The organism is Streptomyces sp. NPDC048825 (assembly GCF_043198355.1).
GTDB lineage: Bacteria > Actinomycetota > Actinomycetes > Streptomycetales > Streptomycetaceae > Streptomyces > Streptomyces xiangluensis.
Genome location: NZ_JBICUR010000026.1, coordinates 112,458 through 128,360 on the forward strand (window position 1 = coordinate 112,458; position 15,903 = coordinate 128,360).

Below are 15,903 nucleotides of genomic sequence, written 5' to 3' on the forward strand. Positions count from 1 at the left end.
GACGATCACCATGTGGCTGGTGTGATTGCGGCGTCGAAGTCTTCCTGGATAGCCCCGTTCTCCGGGTTGAGCCCGCGGTTGTTCCGCAGGCTGGTGACCGCACTGCGCCGTGAGGGGGTTGATGCGGTGCGGTGAGGCCGGGCAGGCCCTGGAGCCTGCCGTTGGAGGACTGGGTCCTGCTGGTGGCCGCCTACTAGCGCACGAACCTGACGCTGCGGCAGCTTGCCCCTCTGTTCGGCGTCTCGAAGCCCGCCGCCGGACGAATCATCGGCGACCTCGGCCCTCGCCTGGCAGTGCAGCAGCCTGCCTGCCGTCCCCGCCCCGCCCCGCCCCGCCGCGCCGCGCCGCTCACGCAAGGCCGACTCACAGGCGGCCAGCCACTAGAGGGCGAGTTCTTCGAGCAACTCGCCGAAATGTGCGCGGGAGACCCCGGACAGGGCAGGGTGGAAACAGGCCGGACGGGCCCAGGCTTGCTTCACAACTTGCCCAACCCGTGCGGACCTTCGTCTGTAACGGCCTAGGCGCCTGCCATGATCGTCATCATGGGGATACACATCGCGTCGGCCGGGGTGGCCGACTTCCACCAGGTCCTGGCTGATCACCCCCGTTACTGGGGCGAACGCGACCTTCGGTCGCTGCACCTTCTGGCTCTGGTACAGGAGTTCGGTTCCACCTGCTTGATTGCCCGAGCCGAGGACGGAATCCGCGGGTACATCTTCGGGTTCGTCACCCCAGATGGCACCGGGTATGTACACCTGATCGCCACGCGGGACGACGCCCGTGGCACCGGTCTCGGGCGTCGTCTGTACGCGGCGTTCACTGAAGCAGCGGAACGTCACGGTGCACGGCAGTTGAAGGCGATCACGTCAATCGAGAACACCGGCTCAATCGCCTTCCATCGCAGCCTCGGTTTCGATACGAAGATCGTCGACGACTACAACGGCCCCGGCCAGGCTATGGCCGTCTTCCACCGAGATCTGCCGCTCAACGTCTCGCGGCCCTGACCCACCAACCGTCACCGGTAATCGCTCCCCAGGTCGTAAGCAAGGCATACCACAGGCCAGCCCGCATGCGTACGAACCACGTCCGCGAGGCGGGATCGAATCCGGCGACGGAGCGCAGCAGTTGCCGCTGCTCCTGGAAGGCGGTGGAGTCTGCGGGGGCTGCGGATGCCGTGACCTCCAGCAGCCAGCGCGCGGAGTCGGGGTGAGGGATCGACGTCACTGCGGACGGTATCCGCCGCCACGTGTGCGCGGGGCGCAGGACCTGCTGTCGAGCAGGTCCTGCGTCCAGGTCGCTGGGCAGGTACATGTAGCCGTCCCCCGGCCGGCGTTGGGCCAGCAAGTCGTTGACGGTCACTTGTGTGAACTCCATGGCGGCCAGTGAAGCGCACCGCACTGACATCGGGCCCCTCGGGATCCAAGACAGCAGGATCCGCGTCTCGCAAATTAGGCGGGCCCGGTCACAGGGCGCCGTCGGCTGACCGCTCACTCCGGCCGGGCCAGCGCCGAGCATGGGCACTGACCGCCCCGGCCGCCACTTTTGCCGCTCGCTCGACCAGCGAGATGCCGCTCCGCATCGAGGCGTTGTCGCTGCTGAGGACCGAGATCAGACAGCGGCGCCCGTGCACCTTGACCTGTCCGATGGTGTTGATGTCCCACAGCCCGGTCGTGCTGCGCTTCAGCCAACCGTTCTTGAGGGCCCATCCGCGGTCCGCCACCGCCGACACCCCCCAGTCCTGGCCTTCCGAGATCTCGCTTATCAACTGTCGGATGTACGCACGCGACTCCTGGTTCAGCCCCGCGGACCCACGGGAAGGCACCTTGCCCTCACCACCGAACACCGCGCGCAGCAGCCTGACCTGGTCCTTGGCCGTCGTCTGCGTCAGGCCCCAGTGGACGCCAGCGCCACCCTGCGTCGAGGACAGTCCCAGCTGCTCATTGGCCGCGTTCAGGCCCGGCGCCTGGCCGATCGCCCGCCACAGGACGTTCGCCGATTCGTTGTCGCTCTCCTGGATCATCGCCTTGGCGTGGCTGTGCTCATCGTCGGTCAACTCGCGCTCCTCCTCCTGCGCCTGAAGCAGCAGTGCCGCGAGGATGTCGACCTTGACGATGCTCGCCGTGTCGAACGTCGCCTCGTCCCCGTACGACGCGATCTCCCTGCCGGCATCATCCAGGCGGAGCACCGCCACCGACAGCCGCGCATCGTCGTCCGGCAACACCGGCCTGAGAGCCCTGGCCAGCGACGCACCGAGGGCCTCGCGCGGCTGTGGCGCTCCCATGGCGGGCGCCTTTGCAGCCGATGTCCGCACCTGAGGTGAGTTGAGCGTGCCGGCCGGGGAGCAGCCTGCCAGCGACACCACGAGGGCGGTGGCTGTGGCGGTGTAAACCATCAGAGCCTGCCGTCGGCGGCCAGGGAGCTCCATGATCTCTCTGAACGTCCGGTTGAGCCTTCTGTACGACATGACTGGGCAAGCCTCAGCATTCCTGAAGGAGTGGATATGACGATACGAAACTATGACAAATAGACCGGGTCTTGACGTCACATCAGGAGTGCCGCAGCTGCCACGGCGGGCCGTCACGGGCGCATACACCGTGCGGGTGGGCGTGCCACAGGTTGGAGGAGCCGGGTGAGGTTTCCCCTCGTTCGGGGGAACGGCGGCCGCTGACGGGTGGAGGGCAGCCAGCCGACCGCGGCTTTCGCTTGCTCTTGCGGCGAGCGAGCGTACGGGAGTGTCAGCGTCGCCGCTTCCCGGGACCGGGACGGAAGATCGTTGGCAGAATCCCGCCGCCGGAAAGAGCACGCGTGGGGTCTTTTGGTCTTTTGCGAGGCCCGTCCTCTGAGGGGTGCGCGGCGGGTCAACGAGACCATCCACGCCACTTCCACTGCTCTCGCCATGTTCCTTGAGGACGGCGACCGCTTTGAAGAAGGCCGGGCACTTAACAACCTTGCCGGCGCCCTTCAACAGGCACGGCGGCACAAAGAGGCCATCGATGCTGCCACGCAGGCCGCGGCCATCGCGCTCGAACTGAGGACGAAGATCGCACTGCCCCAGTCTTGATCATGACGGCGATCGAAGGCTGGCGGTCCCCCGTCGATTAGCTGAGGGAGTTCGGGCGAACACGATCACGTCCACCTCCTGGTGCACTACCCGCCCAAGGTCGCCGTCTCGAAACTGGTCAACAGCCTCAAGGGCGTCTCCGCCCGCCGGATACGGCAGGAGTTCACCGGCCGGATCAACCGCGCCATCATGCACGGGCACCTGTGGTCGCCCTCGCGCTTCTCCGCGTCATGCGGCGGAGCACCGTTGGCGATCGTCCGCCAGTACATCGAGCAGCAAAAACGTCCACTCTAAGGTGCACACCAGAGCAGCCTTGACATGCGTTTCATCCACGGCGTGAACCCCCAGGCTTTCTGCAAGAGTCCCGGTAAGCCGACCAAGTAGGTCCCGCTGATCAGTAACCCGCCTCCGAGCCTGTGGGGCTGATTGCGGTGATCGGACGAAATGCTTCGGCGATCCGATCGCTCAGGTTGTTCCGGATCTTTTCGAGGCGAGGTCGTTCAATGGGGTTCAAGACGAGAACGGGGCAGCGTACGCAAGCGTGTTCGTGGCTGCAATCTGTTCTGTAGGCCCGTCCGCATTCTCCGAGTGCGAGGTTCCTGGGTTCGAAGTGGCTGAGGAATTCGTCCCATTCTTCCGGGGGGGCGGCGCGGTACTCGTCGGCCGGCCTGGTCGCGCGGCGGCGGGTCATCGGGGGATCGACTTCTCCGAACCAAGTCTTGGGGTGCACCGACTAATGCATCGCGGGCGTCCGGCGCCGCGATTTATGATGATCGGATGTTGACGTTCACCGATGTCATTCTCGACTGCCCCGACCCCTGGAAGCTGGCCGAGTTCTACGCTGAGCTACTGGGCTGGGAGATCAACACCGACATCAGCCAGAAGGACTGGGTCAACCTGCGCAACGACGGCGTCGAGCTGTCGTTTCAGCGGGTGGAGAACTACCAGCGGCCCAGTTGGCCGGGACAGGAGCATCCGCAGCAGTTCCACCTCGACTTCGAAGTGGACGAGTTCGAGCCTGAGCAGCGCCGGGTGATCAAGCTGGGCGCCACCCTCCAAAAGAGCTTCGTCGGCGAGTCCGGCTACGGCTGGCAGGTCTACATCGACCCGGCCGGACATCCGTTCTGCCTGTGCCGCAATCCTCCCCAGTCCTGACCACACACGATGAGAAACCGCCCCGGCTCCGAATGGAGCCGGGGCGGCGGTCTCCAGCATCGGCCCGGACGTGGTCCGCGCCTGCCGCCGGCTGCTTACGGCCGGCGTGCGGATCGGCATCACCGCGGGCTGACCGGCACCCGCGCCCCGTCCCGCACCACCGAGCCGACGCGGGACGTGCCCGTGAGCGGCGAGGCAGGGCCGGAGGAGACGGGGCGGAGCAATCGGCGTCCCGCGCGTGATGCCCATCAACCAGTGGGATCCCGCAGCCCAGATGGGTTCTGCCTTCCACCAGCAGCGCCGCACCGACTACATGCACTACGCCTACCTGCAGCTCGGCTCCGACGCCGACGCGGAAGAGACCGTGGACCTGACCTTCGATCAGGTCATGGATCACTGGCTGCGGATGCTGCGGATAGAGAACCTGGAGGGCTACGCCGGACGATCCTCAAGCGGCGCATCATCGACATGCACCGCGAGCACCGGCGCCGCCCGGAGCTGATGGAGACCGCCGTGTTCGAGGCCGCAGCGGTCGGCATTGAGGGCGCGCGCCGACTTCGGTGGCCGCGAGCCCAGGGCGTTGTCAGTGGTGGCAGGCAAGATGGCGGGCATGACCACACCAGTTGCAGTGATCGTGGATGCCGTCGCGTACGCGCAGGCGGTCGAGGACGCGGTGAAGGCGGCGGCCGCCTACTACGCGGGCGGCACGTCGGTACTGGACGACGACGCCTACGACCGGCTGGTGCGCGGCATCGCGGCGTGGGAGGCCGACCATCCCGAGCAGGTGCTGCCCGACTCGCCGACCGGGAAGGTCGCCGGCGGCGCCGTCGAGGGCGATGTGCCGCACACGGTGGCGATGCTGAGCCTGGACAACGTGTTCTCGCCCGAGGAGTTCACCTCCTGGACCGCGTCGCTGGCCCGGCGCATCGGCCACGACGTGGAGCAGTTCAGCATCGAGCCGAAACTGGACGGCCTGGCGATCGCCGCCCGCTACACCCGCGGCCGCCTCACACAGTTGATCACGCGGGGCGACGGGACGGCCGGGGAAGACGTCTCGCACGCGATCGGCACCATCGACGGGCTGCCCGCCCAGCTGGCCGAGCCGGTCACGGTGGAGGTGCGCGGCGAAGTCCTGATGACCACCGCCCAGTTCGAGCACGCCAACGAGGTGCGCACCTTGCATGGTGGGCAGCCGTTCGCGAACCCGCGCGGCGCCGCGGCGGGCACCCTGCGGGCCAAGGAGCGTGCCTACACGGTGCCGATGACGTTCTTTGGCTACGGCCTGCTGCCCCGGCCCGACACCGAGCCGGAGCTCGCCGGGCAGCTGGGCGAACTCGCGCACAGTGACCTGATGACCCAGACCGCCGTGTACGGGGTCAACACCACCGCCACGACCGCCGTGCCCGGCATCACCGCCGCCACGGTCGACCGGGTCCTGGCCCGGGTGCAGGAGATCGCCGCGCTGCGCGCCGAGTTGCCGTTCGGGATCGACGGGATCGTCATCAAGGCCGACCTGGCCGCCGACCAGCAGGCCGCTGGATCCGGCACGCGCGCCCCACGCTGGGCGATCGCCTACAAACTGCCCGCGGTAGAGAAGATCACCCGGCTGCTGGAGGTGGAGTGGAACGTGGGCCGCACGGGCATCATCGCCCCGCGCGCCGTGCTGGAGCCGGTCGAGATCGACGGCGCCACCATCACCTATGCCACCCTGCACAACCCGGCCGACATCATCCGCCGCGACCTGCGCCTGGGCGACCATGTCATGGTCCACCGCGCCGGCGACGTCATCCCCCGCATCGAAGCCCCCGTCGCCCACCTGCGGACCGGTATCGAACAACCCATCGTCTTCCCCGAGGTCTGCCCCCGGTGCGGATCGGCGATCGACACCAGCGAGCAGCGCTGGCGCTGCGAGAACGGCCGCAACTGCCACCTGGTCGCCGCCCTCTCCTACGCCGCCGGCCGCGACCAGCTCGACATCGAAGGCCTCGGCCACACCCGCGTCGTCCAGCTCGTCGAGACCGGCCTGGTCGCCGATCTCGCCGACCTGTTCACCCTCACGCGCGACCAGCTCCTGGGCCTGGAGCGGATGGGCGCCACCAGCACCGACAACCTCCTCGCCGCGATCAGCACGGCCAAGGATCAGCCACTGTCGCGGGTACTGTGCGCGCTCGGGGTGCGCGGCACCGGCCGGTCCATGTCCCGCCGCATCGCCCGGTACTTCGCCACCATGGACCACGTCCGCGCCGCCGATGCCGAAACGATGCAGCAGGTCGAGGGTATCGGCACTGAGAAGGCCCCCTCCATCGTCGCCGAACTCGCCGAACTCGCTCCGCTCATCGACAAACTCGCCGCAGCCGGGGTGAACATGACCGAACCCGGCGCCACCTCGCCTGCTGCGGCCGCCACCGACACCGCCGATGACTCCGACGGCAGCCTGCAGAGCGCGAAGCCGGCGGGCAGGCCGCTCGCCGGGATGACGGTGGTCGTGACCGGCGCCATGACCGGCGTGCTGGAAAAGCTCAGCCGCAACCAGATGAACGAGCTTATCGAACGCGCCGGCGGCCGCTCCTCCTCCAGCGTCTCCAAGAAAACCACCCTGGTCGTCGCCGGCGAGAACGCCGGATCCAAACGCGCCAAGGCCGAAACCCTCGGCATCCGCCTGGCCACTCCGGGCGAATTCGCCACTCTCATCGCCGACTTCGTCGACTGAGCCGTGCCATAAGGGGCATGCAGCAGCTCACATCGGCAGCCAGTCCGGGCCGGGAACATCCGAGAACGGCTGACCGTTCATCTATACGTGGCTGCGGAGGGGACAGTGTCCCCGGGCCTCACCTACAGCCCATGGGGACGATCGTCCGGCTGAAGCCCCATGGAGCCCTCCGCCGAGAGGCGACCGCCCTCCGCACGCCACCGCCTCACTGCCCCGGCTGGTCTCCCCCGTCCAGCTGGGGCTTTCACCTGCGTGCGAGCGCCGGCGGAACCTGCCGAGCAGGGCCGTAGGCCGGCTGCCCTGCAACTGGCGTCGCTGACCGGTTCCAGTGGCGAAGGCGGAGGGGCGGCAGGTGTATGGCCGGTGACGAGCGGCATGAGCAACGTGGCGGACCCTGTGGCCTTGCCCCTTGATGTGCTGTCAGGTCAGGCGCCCGGGTAGCGGATGGCTTCCTGCAGCCCCGGCAGCGGCTGACTGAAGACCACGGACGTCCTTGCCCGCGGACGTACAGCCACAGGGTGGCCATGCCCGGCAGCCATGCTCGTGCTGTTACGCACTTTCGGGTGACGGGCTGGTGAGGGGCCGGAAGGGGTGTGCTGGCCGGGGTTGAGGCCGGCCGGTATTCATGAGGCAGACGGAACTGACGGGGCATCAGGCAACTGCTTTCGCTTCGTGAATGGATCATGCAGGCGACCGTCACGAAAATACCGGCATTCTGTAACAGGCATCGCGTAACGCTCATATCGGCAAGATTGGGCGGAAGTGTGAGGGTCCTCGGCCACCGGGCCGGGACCCACACCAGCAGACCTCGGCAACCTCCATGCCGGACTCCGGTCTGCCACCACGGAAATGAAGGGGCTTCATGTCTGCTGCCCTGTCTGTCACCGTCCGCCGTCTGTCCCTCGCCCTCGCCGCGGCCGGCGCCCTGGTGGGAGCGACGGCTGCGCCGGCCTCCGCCGACCACGCCCCGCGTCCCCACCGGCCGCACGTGGAGATCAGCAACGTGCAGTACGACTCGCCGGGCTACGACGACGGCAGCAACCGTTCGCTGAACACAGAGTGGGTGGAGCTCACCAACACCTCGCGCCACGCGGTGAACCTGGACGGCTGGACCCTGTCGAACGAAGACGGCCACACCTACACCTTCGACGGCTTCTGGCTGGCGGGGCGCGCCACCGTTCGCATCCACACCGGCACCGGCCGCGACAGCGACAGCGACGTCTACCAGGACCGGCACGGGTATGTGTGGGACAACCGCTCGGACACCGCCACCCTGAGCAACGACCGTGGCCGCGTCATCGACACCGACTCCTGGGACGACCACAACCACCGCGCCGGCGGCCACCACGGTCACCACAACCGCTGAGCGAACCCGACACGCTACCCAGCGGGCGAGCGTGGACTTGCCCCATGGCGGGGCGTGCGGCGATGCTGATCAGCTGTCCGGGCTGGAGTCCACGCGAGCGCTCTTTCGACGACCCAGCGGCGGGGCAGGACGACGAAGCCGGAGGCGTCCTTGAGCCGGCTGACCGGCTTGAGCGTGACGACCCACGAACACGGCCTCTCAGGTCCCGTTGCCCAGTTCGAACCGTGTCCAGTGGACACCGTCGGTGGATATGCGCCAGCTCCCGGCGCCGAAGCTGTCGTGCCACAGATAGCCGAGCGCGGTCGTGGTCACCCAGCCCGACATCCCTCCGGAGTTTCGGTGGCGTGCGAAGGAACGGCCGCCGTCCGTACTGCGCCAGACGCCGTCCTCACTGTGGAGCGTCAGGCTGCCGTCGGAGGCGGCGATCGGCTGGCCGAGCAGGGAGCGCGGATCCACGCCCTTGCGGTGCTCCCAGACCCGCTCCCAGGTGCCGCCGCCGTCCGTGCTGCGGTGGAGGGCGAGCAGGCCGTTCTTCACGTTCTCCTCGTCGGGCAGCTCGCCCGGCTCTGCCGCGTAGAGCACTTTTCCAGTGCCGGTCACGCGCAGGGCCCAGACCGACTCTCCGGTTTCCGTCGGCCGGGACAACCGCCAGCTGCGTCCCCCGTCCTCGCTGACGGCGAGTGCGACACGGCCGGAGCGCGGGTCACGGCCGGAGGCGAAGACCAGGTCTCCGGTCTGCCCGGCCGGGACGACTGGGGGCTTCAGCGGGGGCTGAGTGGCCAGGGCCCGGAACTCGCCCGTGGTGGGCAGGACCGTGAGGACGTGGGCATGCTCACAGTTGTTGCCCTCCTGGTCCATCCGTGTGCAGTCCTCGAACAGGGTGCCGCCCTCAGGCAGCACCGGCGTCGTGCCCAAGGGCCTGGCGGAACCCTGCCGCCAGCGGCGTCCCCCGTCACTCGTGAACCAGGTCCGGTCCGGCGGCGGCCAGACGCCCTCCATGATCAACGCGCGACCGGGTCCCAGCACCCTGAGCGTCGCCGTGATGCCGTGCTCCACGGTGACATCCACCAGCGGGGAACGCTCGAGCCGCCAGGCATCGGCGCCCTTGTCGAGCACGGCAACTCGCTGCCGGCAACGAGTCTTCCCACACTCCGCGAGCAGCGCGAACCCACTGCCGTCCCTCGCGAAGTCGACAGCGACCGAAATGCCGGGCAGGTCCATCCCTGACGGAATCCGGGGGGATGTCGCCGCCTCTGAGGAAGGGGCGCGCTCACCCACCTGCGCGCCCCCGACCCCGTCCGCCTCGACGCATGCCGACACCAGCGCCAGCACTGCCAGCACGGCTGCGACCCACATGCGCCAACGGCCCCTGCACTTACCCCCGCGCCACCTCACAAGAAGCCCCCGATCCGACCGGTATACCCGACCCGCGATGCACCGCCATCTCTGGTACACCGCTCGCCGCGCTCGGGTTCCCACTCCACCGCCGAACTCGGTGAGGCCTTGTGCCCGACGAGGACGAGGGACCATCCCCGCGGGGGTGGAGCACGCAATGCCCAATGGTTCGACGACCTCCGCGGCGGGCCGCACATTGTGCGACTTGAACCGCCGGACAGCGTGCTCCAATCCGCCAGGTTCATGGCCGAGAAGCGCCGCAGTCTGCTCATACGCAGTCCGCAGCTGCTCGTACCTCAGGCCCGAGACACCCGGTCCGCAGCGAAGGCGCACAGGTACACGTCCACGGCGACCTGCGAGCGGCCGACGAGGTTCCCGATGTAGTCCACCGTCTTCGGCCCCACACCCCTCACCGTCCGTAGAACCGCACGGTTGGCTTGGTGGTCGAGCCACGCATACAGGTCGTCCCGAGTAAACCGCGAACCGTTGCAGCGTCGGGCCATGCGGTCTGCAGTTGGAGAATCCGTGGCTGGATCGTTGACTCGTACCTGCGTCGCGCCTGAAAGCTGGCGTCGCAGATGACGGCACCCATGTGCATCCAAGGTCCGGGCGGGACAAACGGGCCAGCGCCGAGGACAGTCCGAACGTGGTCGGCGAGCTGCTGGAGGGGGTCGTCTACGGCCATGGACCAATGACGTTACGTAGCCCTCGGGCAGGCCAGTCACCTGGACCCACTGCATCCCGAAGTAATGGAACTGCGGGTGCCAGCTCTCGCTTGTCGCCGTACGTCGTGTAGGCGGCGAACGCGTGGGTGCCGCGCGCTGCGCCGCCGCCCATGATCGATGCCTGGTTGACGGTGCCGTCGGCGTTCAGCGACTCGGCGGGGTACAGCTTGACGGTGGTGCCGGCCGGGAGCGGGCCGTCGAGTTCGAGCAGCGGCCAGCCGGTGAAGTTCTGTCCGAAGTCGAAGACCCACACGCCGGGCTGGGGCTGTGTGACGAGGGCGCGAAGGAACTCCTCGCGCGTCCCCGCCGGCCCACTGCCGTCTTCGCCGGTGCGGACATCGTCGCCATGGGGGTCCTGGAGGCGGTCGCCGAAGCCGGACACTCCGTGCCCGGCGACATTCCGGTGGCCGACTACGACAACACGACCTTCGTCGCGTTCGGTCCGGTCTCACTGACCAGCGTCGACCAGGCCGGCCACGAGATCGGCGAGAACGCCGCCCGCCTCCGGCTCGATCGGATCTCCGACCGCCACAAGCCGTCGGTACAGGTCAAAACCCTCCCCCACACTGGTGCCGCGCCGGACCACCGCTCCCGTCCGGAATAGCCGGCGCGAAGGCCCGACGTGGCCGCGGACGGTAGTGCCACCGGCCGAGGCCACGTCGGCAGACGCTTCAACTCCGCAGACCGGCAGTCACCGGACAGCGCCGACCTCGCGGTCACTCGCCCAGCAGGCGGCGCAGCCAGCGCAGCCGTGCCGCGCGGGCGTCCTGCGAGAGTGCAGCCTGTGGCACCATGCCGTCGAACCCGTGGAAACCGCCCGGCCACACATGCAGCTCGGCGATACCGCCCGCCTGCCAGATGCGGCTCGCGTAGGTGACGTCCTCATCGCGGAAGGTCTCCGCCGAGCCGACGTCGATGAACGCCGGAGGCAGCCCGGACAGGTCGTCCATGCGGGCGGGGGTGGCATAAGGCGAGACGTCGGCGGTGCCACGCGCTTCACCCAGGAGCGCTGTCCACCCGGTCTCATTGGATGTGCGATCCCATACGCCGAGGCCCGCCATCTGGTGGGCGGACGGGGTGTCGTTTCGGTCGTCGAGCATCGGGCACATCAGCACCTGGCCGATCGCACGCGGGCCCTTGCGGTCCCGGGCCAGCAGCGCCACCGCCGCGGCGAGCCCGCCGCCCGCGCTGCCGCCCATCAGGATGATGCGGTCCGGGTCACCGCCGACGTCCTTCGCATGCTCCGCAGTCCACAGCAGTCCCGCGTAGCAGTCCTCCACCGGGGCAGGGTGCGGATGCTCGGGGGCGAGCCGGTAGTCGACAGACACCACGACCAGTCCCAGTTCGCCGTCCGAGGCACAGAGGCACTCCCATGGCGGAGTTCTGGCGGTCCCGGCCAAAGACCGCTCCGTGGTCGGCCTGGTCCCACTTCCACACTTGTCGAGAGCCTCCGCACGCGGAACGCTGTCTCACTACGCCCGAAGAGTGACGCCGCTCGGCCGACAGCCTGGCGACGTCCGTCCGCAGACGGCCCCACACCCTGACCCTGGCCCAGGTCAGGAAGCACCCCGCCCCGGTCGACCGCTCGCCTTGAGAGACCGTCATCCGGCTACCCGGCACGACGTGGGACACGTCCCCGCCACGGGCGAGGCCTACAGCCGCCGGCCGCTTCGCACAGCGGCTCGCTTCTCCTACGGCGTGCGTCCCGGTGTACTCCCGTGGCGGGTACCACGCGCTGCACGGGATCGTGCGCATACGGGCGTCTCGCTCCGTTCGTATGAATCGCGATCATTTACCGGTGTCACTGTCGGTGACTGCTCCGGTGCGCCCTCACCATGGGTCCGGCCCGCCAACCAGGGCCTCTGCTGCCTGTGCCCGGGTCTGCTGCCCGGTGCCCGAGTTCACCGCGAAGGGGTTCACCTGTGGAGACCGGCCGACGAGAAGTACTGCGAACCGGAGCGGCCGTCGTGGCCGCCGGGAGCCTGATCGGGCTGGGCGGCGGTGCGGGTTCGGCTGCCGCCCGTACCCGCTCGGATGGAGCCGCCGCCCGCACCCGCTCGGATGGAGCCGCCGCCCATCCGCCCTTCGTGAGTGAGGGTGTCGAGCCGGCCGCGTGGCGCGAACTGAGGCAGCGCCTCAGTCCCGCTGCCGGCCTGTACCGCCCGGGAGTTGCGGAGTACACGGCACAGGCAACACCCGACAACCACCGTTACGCCTCCGTCCGACCGGCCGGCGTCCTGGCCTGCGCGACCGAGGGCGACGTGACCGCCGCGATCCGGTGGTGCGCCAAGCACGGAGTGCCCTTCGCACCTCGCTCCGGCGGGCACAACTACGCGGGCTACTCCACCACCCCCGGTCTTGTGATCGGTCTGCGCGCGCTGAAGGAGGTGGTCCCGCAAGGGCAGCGGCTGCGCCTGGGCGGCGGCGCCACGAATTCCGACGTGTATGAAGCCCGTGAGGCCAACCTGTACTTCCCCGGTGGGCGCTGCCCGGGAGTGGGCGTCGCCGGGCTGACCCTCGGCGGCGGACTCGGTTTCAACGACCGTAAGTGGGGCCTGACCTGCGACCGGCTCACCGAGACCCGAGTCGTCCTCGCCGACGGGACGCTGGTACGCGCGGCCGACGACGAGAACGCCGACCTGTTCTGGGCCTGCCGCGGCGGGGCCGGCGGCAACTTCGGCATCAACACCGGCTTCGTGTTCGAGGCCGTGTCCGTCAGCCGACTGCGTGCCACCGTCTTCGACCTGACTTTCACCCTGGACGCGGGCGTCCAGGTGATGGAAGAACTGCGGCACATTCTCGACGGGGACCGCGACAACGACTTCGACGTACGAATCGGCTTCAACCACAGCGGCGACGGCACCACCACGCTCTGGCTCCTCGGGCAGCGGCTCGGCGACGAGGACGCCCTGCGACGGCTGTTCACGTCCCTTCTGCACCTGCGACCGACCCGGGCCTTCATCGAGGAGCGCGGATTCTGGTCCGCGCAGAAATACCTCATGGAAGCCCCCGAAGCGAAGGACGCCTACGCCTCCAAGTCCCTCGTCCCCGACCAGTGGCCCGGTCCCGACGCGGTGGCCGCTGTTGCCGACTGGGTACGCGCCTGGCAGCCGGGGCACGGCCGGGCCACCGGCTACGTGACACTGTTCGCCATGGGCGGCGACAGCGCCGCGCCCCGCCCGGACGAGACGGCCTACCCGCACCGCGGCGCAACCTTCGTGATCGACATCGGCACCCGCTGGAAGCCCGGCGCCCCGTCCACCGAGGTGCGCGCTCTCCTGGAACAGACCCGCGCCGTCCACCACATGCTCCGCCGCCGCCTGTCCACCCGCGCGGCCTACGTCAACTTCCCCGACCCGGACCTGCACGACTGGCAGCACGCCTACTACGGCCCCAACTACGACCGCCTGGTCACCGTCAAGCGACGGTACGACCCCGCCGGCCTGTTCTCCTACCAGCAAGCCATCGGTGGTACCCGCGGCTGAGACTGGCATCCCGCGGCATTCAGGCGCTGTACGCGAACCACTGTCGAGGGCCATGCGCCAAGCGTTCGACAGGAGCGCCTGTGGGCGAATTTCTGTGCGTTCATGACCGCCTGTTGCAGTTCGGCCCGACGAGGCGTGCCCCTACTGCCAGGACCATAAGGACCGCGGTACAACCGCCCAGCAACATGACCGCGGACGGAGAGGTGCGGTCCAGGATGACTCCCCCTACGAGTGCACCAATCGAGATCGTTGCCTGAAAGGAAGCGGTGAACAGGACGGATGCCGCTTCCGGGGCATGCGGTGCCGCCTTGGAGAACCAGGTCTGCGACGCGACTGGTACGGCGCCATACGCGATGCCCCACACGATCAGCAGCATCACTGCGCCGGTCTCCCAGCGGCCCAGCGCTGGAAGCAGGAGGGTCACCGCGGCGATCAGGGCGGCCGCGAGCCCGAAGACGGTCCGCGGATACCGGGTCACCCAGGCGCCGCCCAGGAAGTTGCCGAGGATGCCGGCGGCACCATAGAGCAGCAAGAATGCAGTGATCAGACCACTGCTGACATGGGTGACCTGTTCCAAGAATGGTGTCACGTAGGTGTAGGTGCTGAAGTGAGCCAGCACTACAAGGAACGTCAGCAGGAGCGCGAAGCGAGTGTTGACGCTGCGGAGCATGCCGTTGAGGACGCCCAGCCGTGTGGCCTGGACCGGAGGAAGTGGCGGCACGAACAGGAGCAGCATGACCAGGACACCGACCGTCAGGGCTCCCATGACTGTGAAGGCCGTTCGCCATCCAGCGATATCTCCGATGAGGGTGCCCGTCGGAACCCCAAGGACGGATCCCAGCGGGACGGCAGAGAAGATCACAGCAGTTGCCCTGCCGACCGAGGCCGGCGATACCAGTCGTTCCGCCAACCCGACTCCTATCGACCAGAAGCCGCCGATCGTGATCCCGACCATGATCCGGGAGGTCAGTACGAGCCAGTAGTCGGGTGCCGCGGCGGCAAGGAAGTTCGCCAGTGCCAGCAGGAGCATGAAGGCGCACAGCATCAGTCGGCGGTCGAAGCGTGCCGTGGCCGCGATGACCAGTGGAGCGGCGATCGCCGCCAGGAAGCCCGGCATAGTCATCATTAGTCCAGCCACCCCGTCCGAGACGGTGAAGCTGGATCCGATCGAGGTCAGCAGACCGATCGGCAGGATCTCGATGGTGACGATGGCGAAGATTCCCAACATCACCGAGACCACGGCCAGCCACCCCATCAGCGGGGACCGAGGGGGTAAGAGTTGGCCGTTGACTGAAGCGGTAGTGATTGCCGGCATGGCGTTCCGTCCTTGAAAGGCAACGCGTTTCGCGATCAGTCCAGCAGGGCTCATCGAGAGGTGGCTGGCAGATCCGCGACTGCACCCCCGCCCTTCACGGGTCATGTCGCATTCCGGCTAACAACGGCCAACGCAGTGAAGTGCCTTGGTCCTCACGGTGGAGTCGGCAGGACGGGCTGAGCATTCTGATCGCATGGGGGCTTCACCATGGATCGTGTCGGATGAACTGTGGGAGCGGGTCGGACCGTTGCTCCCGTGCAGGCAACGGCGGTTCCGGCATCCGGGGCGCAAGCCTGTGCCGGCCGGATCGAAAGGTTTTCTGCGGCATCCTGTACGTGCTACACACCGGTATCCAGTGGGAGTCCACCGAGATGGGCTTCGGGTCGGGCATGACCTGCTGCATTGTCGACTCCAGCGTACGAGCCCTGAAAGGCGGGAACCACACAGGCCCGTCGCCGGTCGACCGGGGCCGGGCAGGCTCCAAACACCATCTAGAGGCAATGCCGTTGCTTTATGGGTCTGCGGGTTGGGGTCGTTTGATGCGGATGGCTTGGGTGCCGGTGCGGGTTGGCTGGGGCCAGGCGTGGTGCTCGGCCCGCTTGAGCCAGTAGTTGGACATCTTGCGCTTCACGACACGGGGCTGGCTGCGGAGTCGTCTGGCGGGCAGGAGTCTTTCCAGGAGGTCCTCTTG

Annotated in this window: 13 protein-coding genes and 5 pseudogenes; 11 read left to right on the forward strand and 7 right to left on the reverse strand. The window is 68.2% G+C overall.

The window, feature by feature from the left end:
• Positions 1-12: 12 nt before the first annotated feature.
• Both ACGFNK_RS41750 and ACGFNK_RS41755 read left to right on the forward strand, forming a co-directional pair.
• A pseudogene (locus ACGFNK_RS41750) lies at positions 13-299 on the forward strand (transposase family protein); the annotation flags it as partial.
• 231 nt (positions 300-530) lie between these two features.
• Positions 531-1,004, forward strand: coding sequence for a GNAT family N-acetyltransferase (locus ACGFNK_RS41755; RefSeq protein WP_393425360.1), 474 nt, complete (start codon positions 531-533; stop codon positions 1,002-1,004).
• Here the strand turns inward: ACGFNK_RS41755 and ACGFNK_RS41760 are convergent.
• Both ACGFNK_RS41760 and ACGFNK_RS41765 read right to left on the reverse strand, forming a co-directional pair.
• The gene (locus tag ACGFNK_RS41760; protein WP_393425363.1) at positions 985-1,374 is read right to left on the reverse strand and encodes a hypothetical protein; all 390 of its coding nucleotides are present in this window, start codon (positions 1,372-1,374) and stop codon (positions 985-987) included. The two genes, ACGFNK_RS41755 and ACGFNK_RS41760, sit on opposite strands and share 20 nt — an antisense overlap.
• An 88-nt stretch (positions 1,375-1,462) precedes the next feature.
• Positions 1,463-2,281 (reverse strand): serine hydrolase, encoded by an 819-nt coding sequence (locus ACGFNK_RS41765; protein WP_393425366.1) that lies wholly within the window; start codon positions 2,279-2,281, stop codon positions 1,463-1,465.
• 615 nt (positions 2,282-2,896) lie between these two features.
• Between ACGFNK_RS41765 and ACGFNK_RS41770 the strand changes: the two genes are divergently transcribed.
• From ACGFNK_RS41770 to ACGFNK_RS41795, 6 genes and pseudogenes are all read left to right on the forward strand, one after another.
• Positions 2,897-3,061 (forward strand): hypothetical protein, encoded by a 165-nt coding sequence (locus ACGFNK_RS41770; protein ID WP_393425369.1) that lies wholly within the window; start codon positions 2,897-2,899, stop codon positions 3,059-3,061.
• Between the two features lie 54 nt (positions 3,062-3,115).
• Positions 3,116-3,355, forward strand: a pseudogene (gene tnpA / locus ACGFNK_RS41775) (IS200/IS605 family transposase); the annotation flags it as partial.
• Positions 3,356-3,838: 483 nt separating this feature from the next.
• Entirely contained in the window at positions 3,839-4,216 is a 378-nt protein-coding gene (locus ACGFNK_RS41780) for a VOC family protein (protein WP_386356408.1), read from the forward strand.
• 241 nt (positions 4,217-4,457) lie between these two features.
• Positions 4,458-4,718 (forward strand): hypothetical protein, encoded by a 261-nt coding sequence (locus ACGFNK_RS41785; protein WP_393425373.1) that lies wholly within the window; start codon positions 4,458-4,460, stop codon positions 4,716-4,718.
• Between the two features lie 108 nt (positions 4,719-4,826).
• Positions 4,827-6,926, forward strand: a complete 2,100-nt coding sequence (gene ligA / locus ACGFNK_RS41790) for an NAD-dependent DNA ligase LigA (RefSeq protein WP_393425376.1) — start codon at positions 4,827-4,829, stop codon at positions 6,924-6,926.
• A gap of 862 nt (positions 6,927-7,788) precedes the next feature.
• Positions 7,789-8,292, forward strand: a complete 504-nt coding sequence (locus ACGFNK_RS41795) for a lamin tail domain-containing protein (protein ID WP_393425379.1) — start codon at positions 7,789-7,791, stop codon at positions 8,290-8,292.
• Between the two features lie 89 nt (positions 8,293-8,381).
• Here ACGFNK_RS41795 and ACGFNK_RS41800 read toward each other — a convergent pair.
• From ACGFNK_RS41800 to ACGFNK_RS41810, 3 genes and pseudogenes are all read right to left on the reverse strand, one after another.
• Positions 8,382-8,483, reverse strand: a pseudogene (locus ACGFNK_RS41800) (IS5/IS1182 family transposase); the annotation flags it as partial.
• A gap of 7 nt (positions 8,484-8,490) precedes the next feature.
• The gene (locus ACGFNK_RS41805; RefSeq protein WP_393425382.1) at positions 8,491-9,648 is read right to left on the reverse strand and encodes a WD40/YVTN/BNR-like repeat-containing protein; all 1,158 of its coding nucleotides are present in this window, start codon (positions 9,646-9,648) and stop codon (positions 8,491-8,493) included.
• Between the two features lie 714 nt (positions 9,649-10,362).
• Complete coding sequence (locus ACGFNK_RS41810; RefSeq protein WP_393425403.1) at positions 10,363-10,794, reverse strand: family 78 glycoside hydrolase catalytic domain; 432 nt, start codon at positions 10,792-10,794, stop codon at positions 10,363-10,365.
• On the opposite strand from ACGFNK_RS41810, the gene ACGFNK_RS41815 reads away from it, so the two are divergent.
• Positions 10,678-11,016 carry a substrate-binding domain-containing protein gene (locus ACGFNK_RS41815; protein WP_393425406.1) on the forward strand — a complete coding sequence of 113 codons (339 nt, stop codon included), beginning with the start codon at positions 10,678-10,680 and terminating at the stop codon, positions 11,014-11,016. The two genes, ACGFNK_RS41810 and ACGFNK_RS41815, sit on opposite strands and share 117 nt — an antisense overlap.
• A 112-nt stretch (positions 11,017-11,128) precedes the next feature.
• On the opposite strand, the pseudogene ACGFNK_RS41820 reads toward ACGFNK_RS41815, so the two are convergent.
• A pseudogene (locus ACGFNK_RS41820) lies at positions 11,129-11,758 on the reverse strand (alpha/beta hydrolase fold domain-containing protein); the annotation flags it as partial.
• A gap of 621 nt (positions 11,759-12,379) precedes the next feature.
• Here ACGFNK_RS41820 and ACGFNK_RS41825 point away from each other — a divergent pair.
• Positions 12,380-13,897: an FAD-binding oxidoreductase gene (locus tag ACGFNK_RS41825; protein ID WP_393425385.1), complete on the forward strand. Its 1,518-nt coding sequence runs from the start codon at positions 12,380-12,382 to the stop codon at positions 13,895-13,897.
• A gap of 100 nt (positions 13,898-13,997) precedes the next feature.
• Here ACGFNK_RS41825 and ACGFNK_RS41830 read toward each other — a convergent pair whose 3' ends face one another.
• Positions 13,998-15,212: an MFS transporter gene (locus tag ACGFNK_RS41830; protein ID WP_393425409.1), complete on the reverse strand. Its 1,215-nt coding sequence runs from the start codon at positions 15,210-15,212 to the stop codon at positions 13,998-14,000.
• A gap of 193 nt (positions 15,213-15,405) precedes the next feature.
• Here ACGFNK_RS41830 and ACGFNK_RS41835 point away from each other — a divergent pair.
• Positions 15,406-15,706 (forward strand): annotated as a pseudogene (locus ACGFNK_RS41835) (transposase); the annotation flags it as partial.
• Between the last annotated feature and the right edge of the window lie 197 nt (positions 15,707-15,903).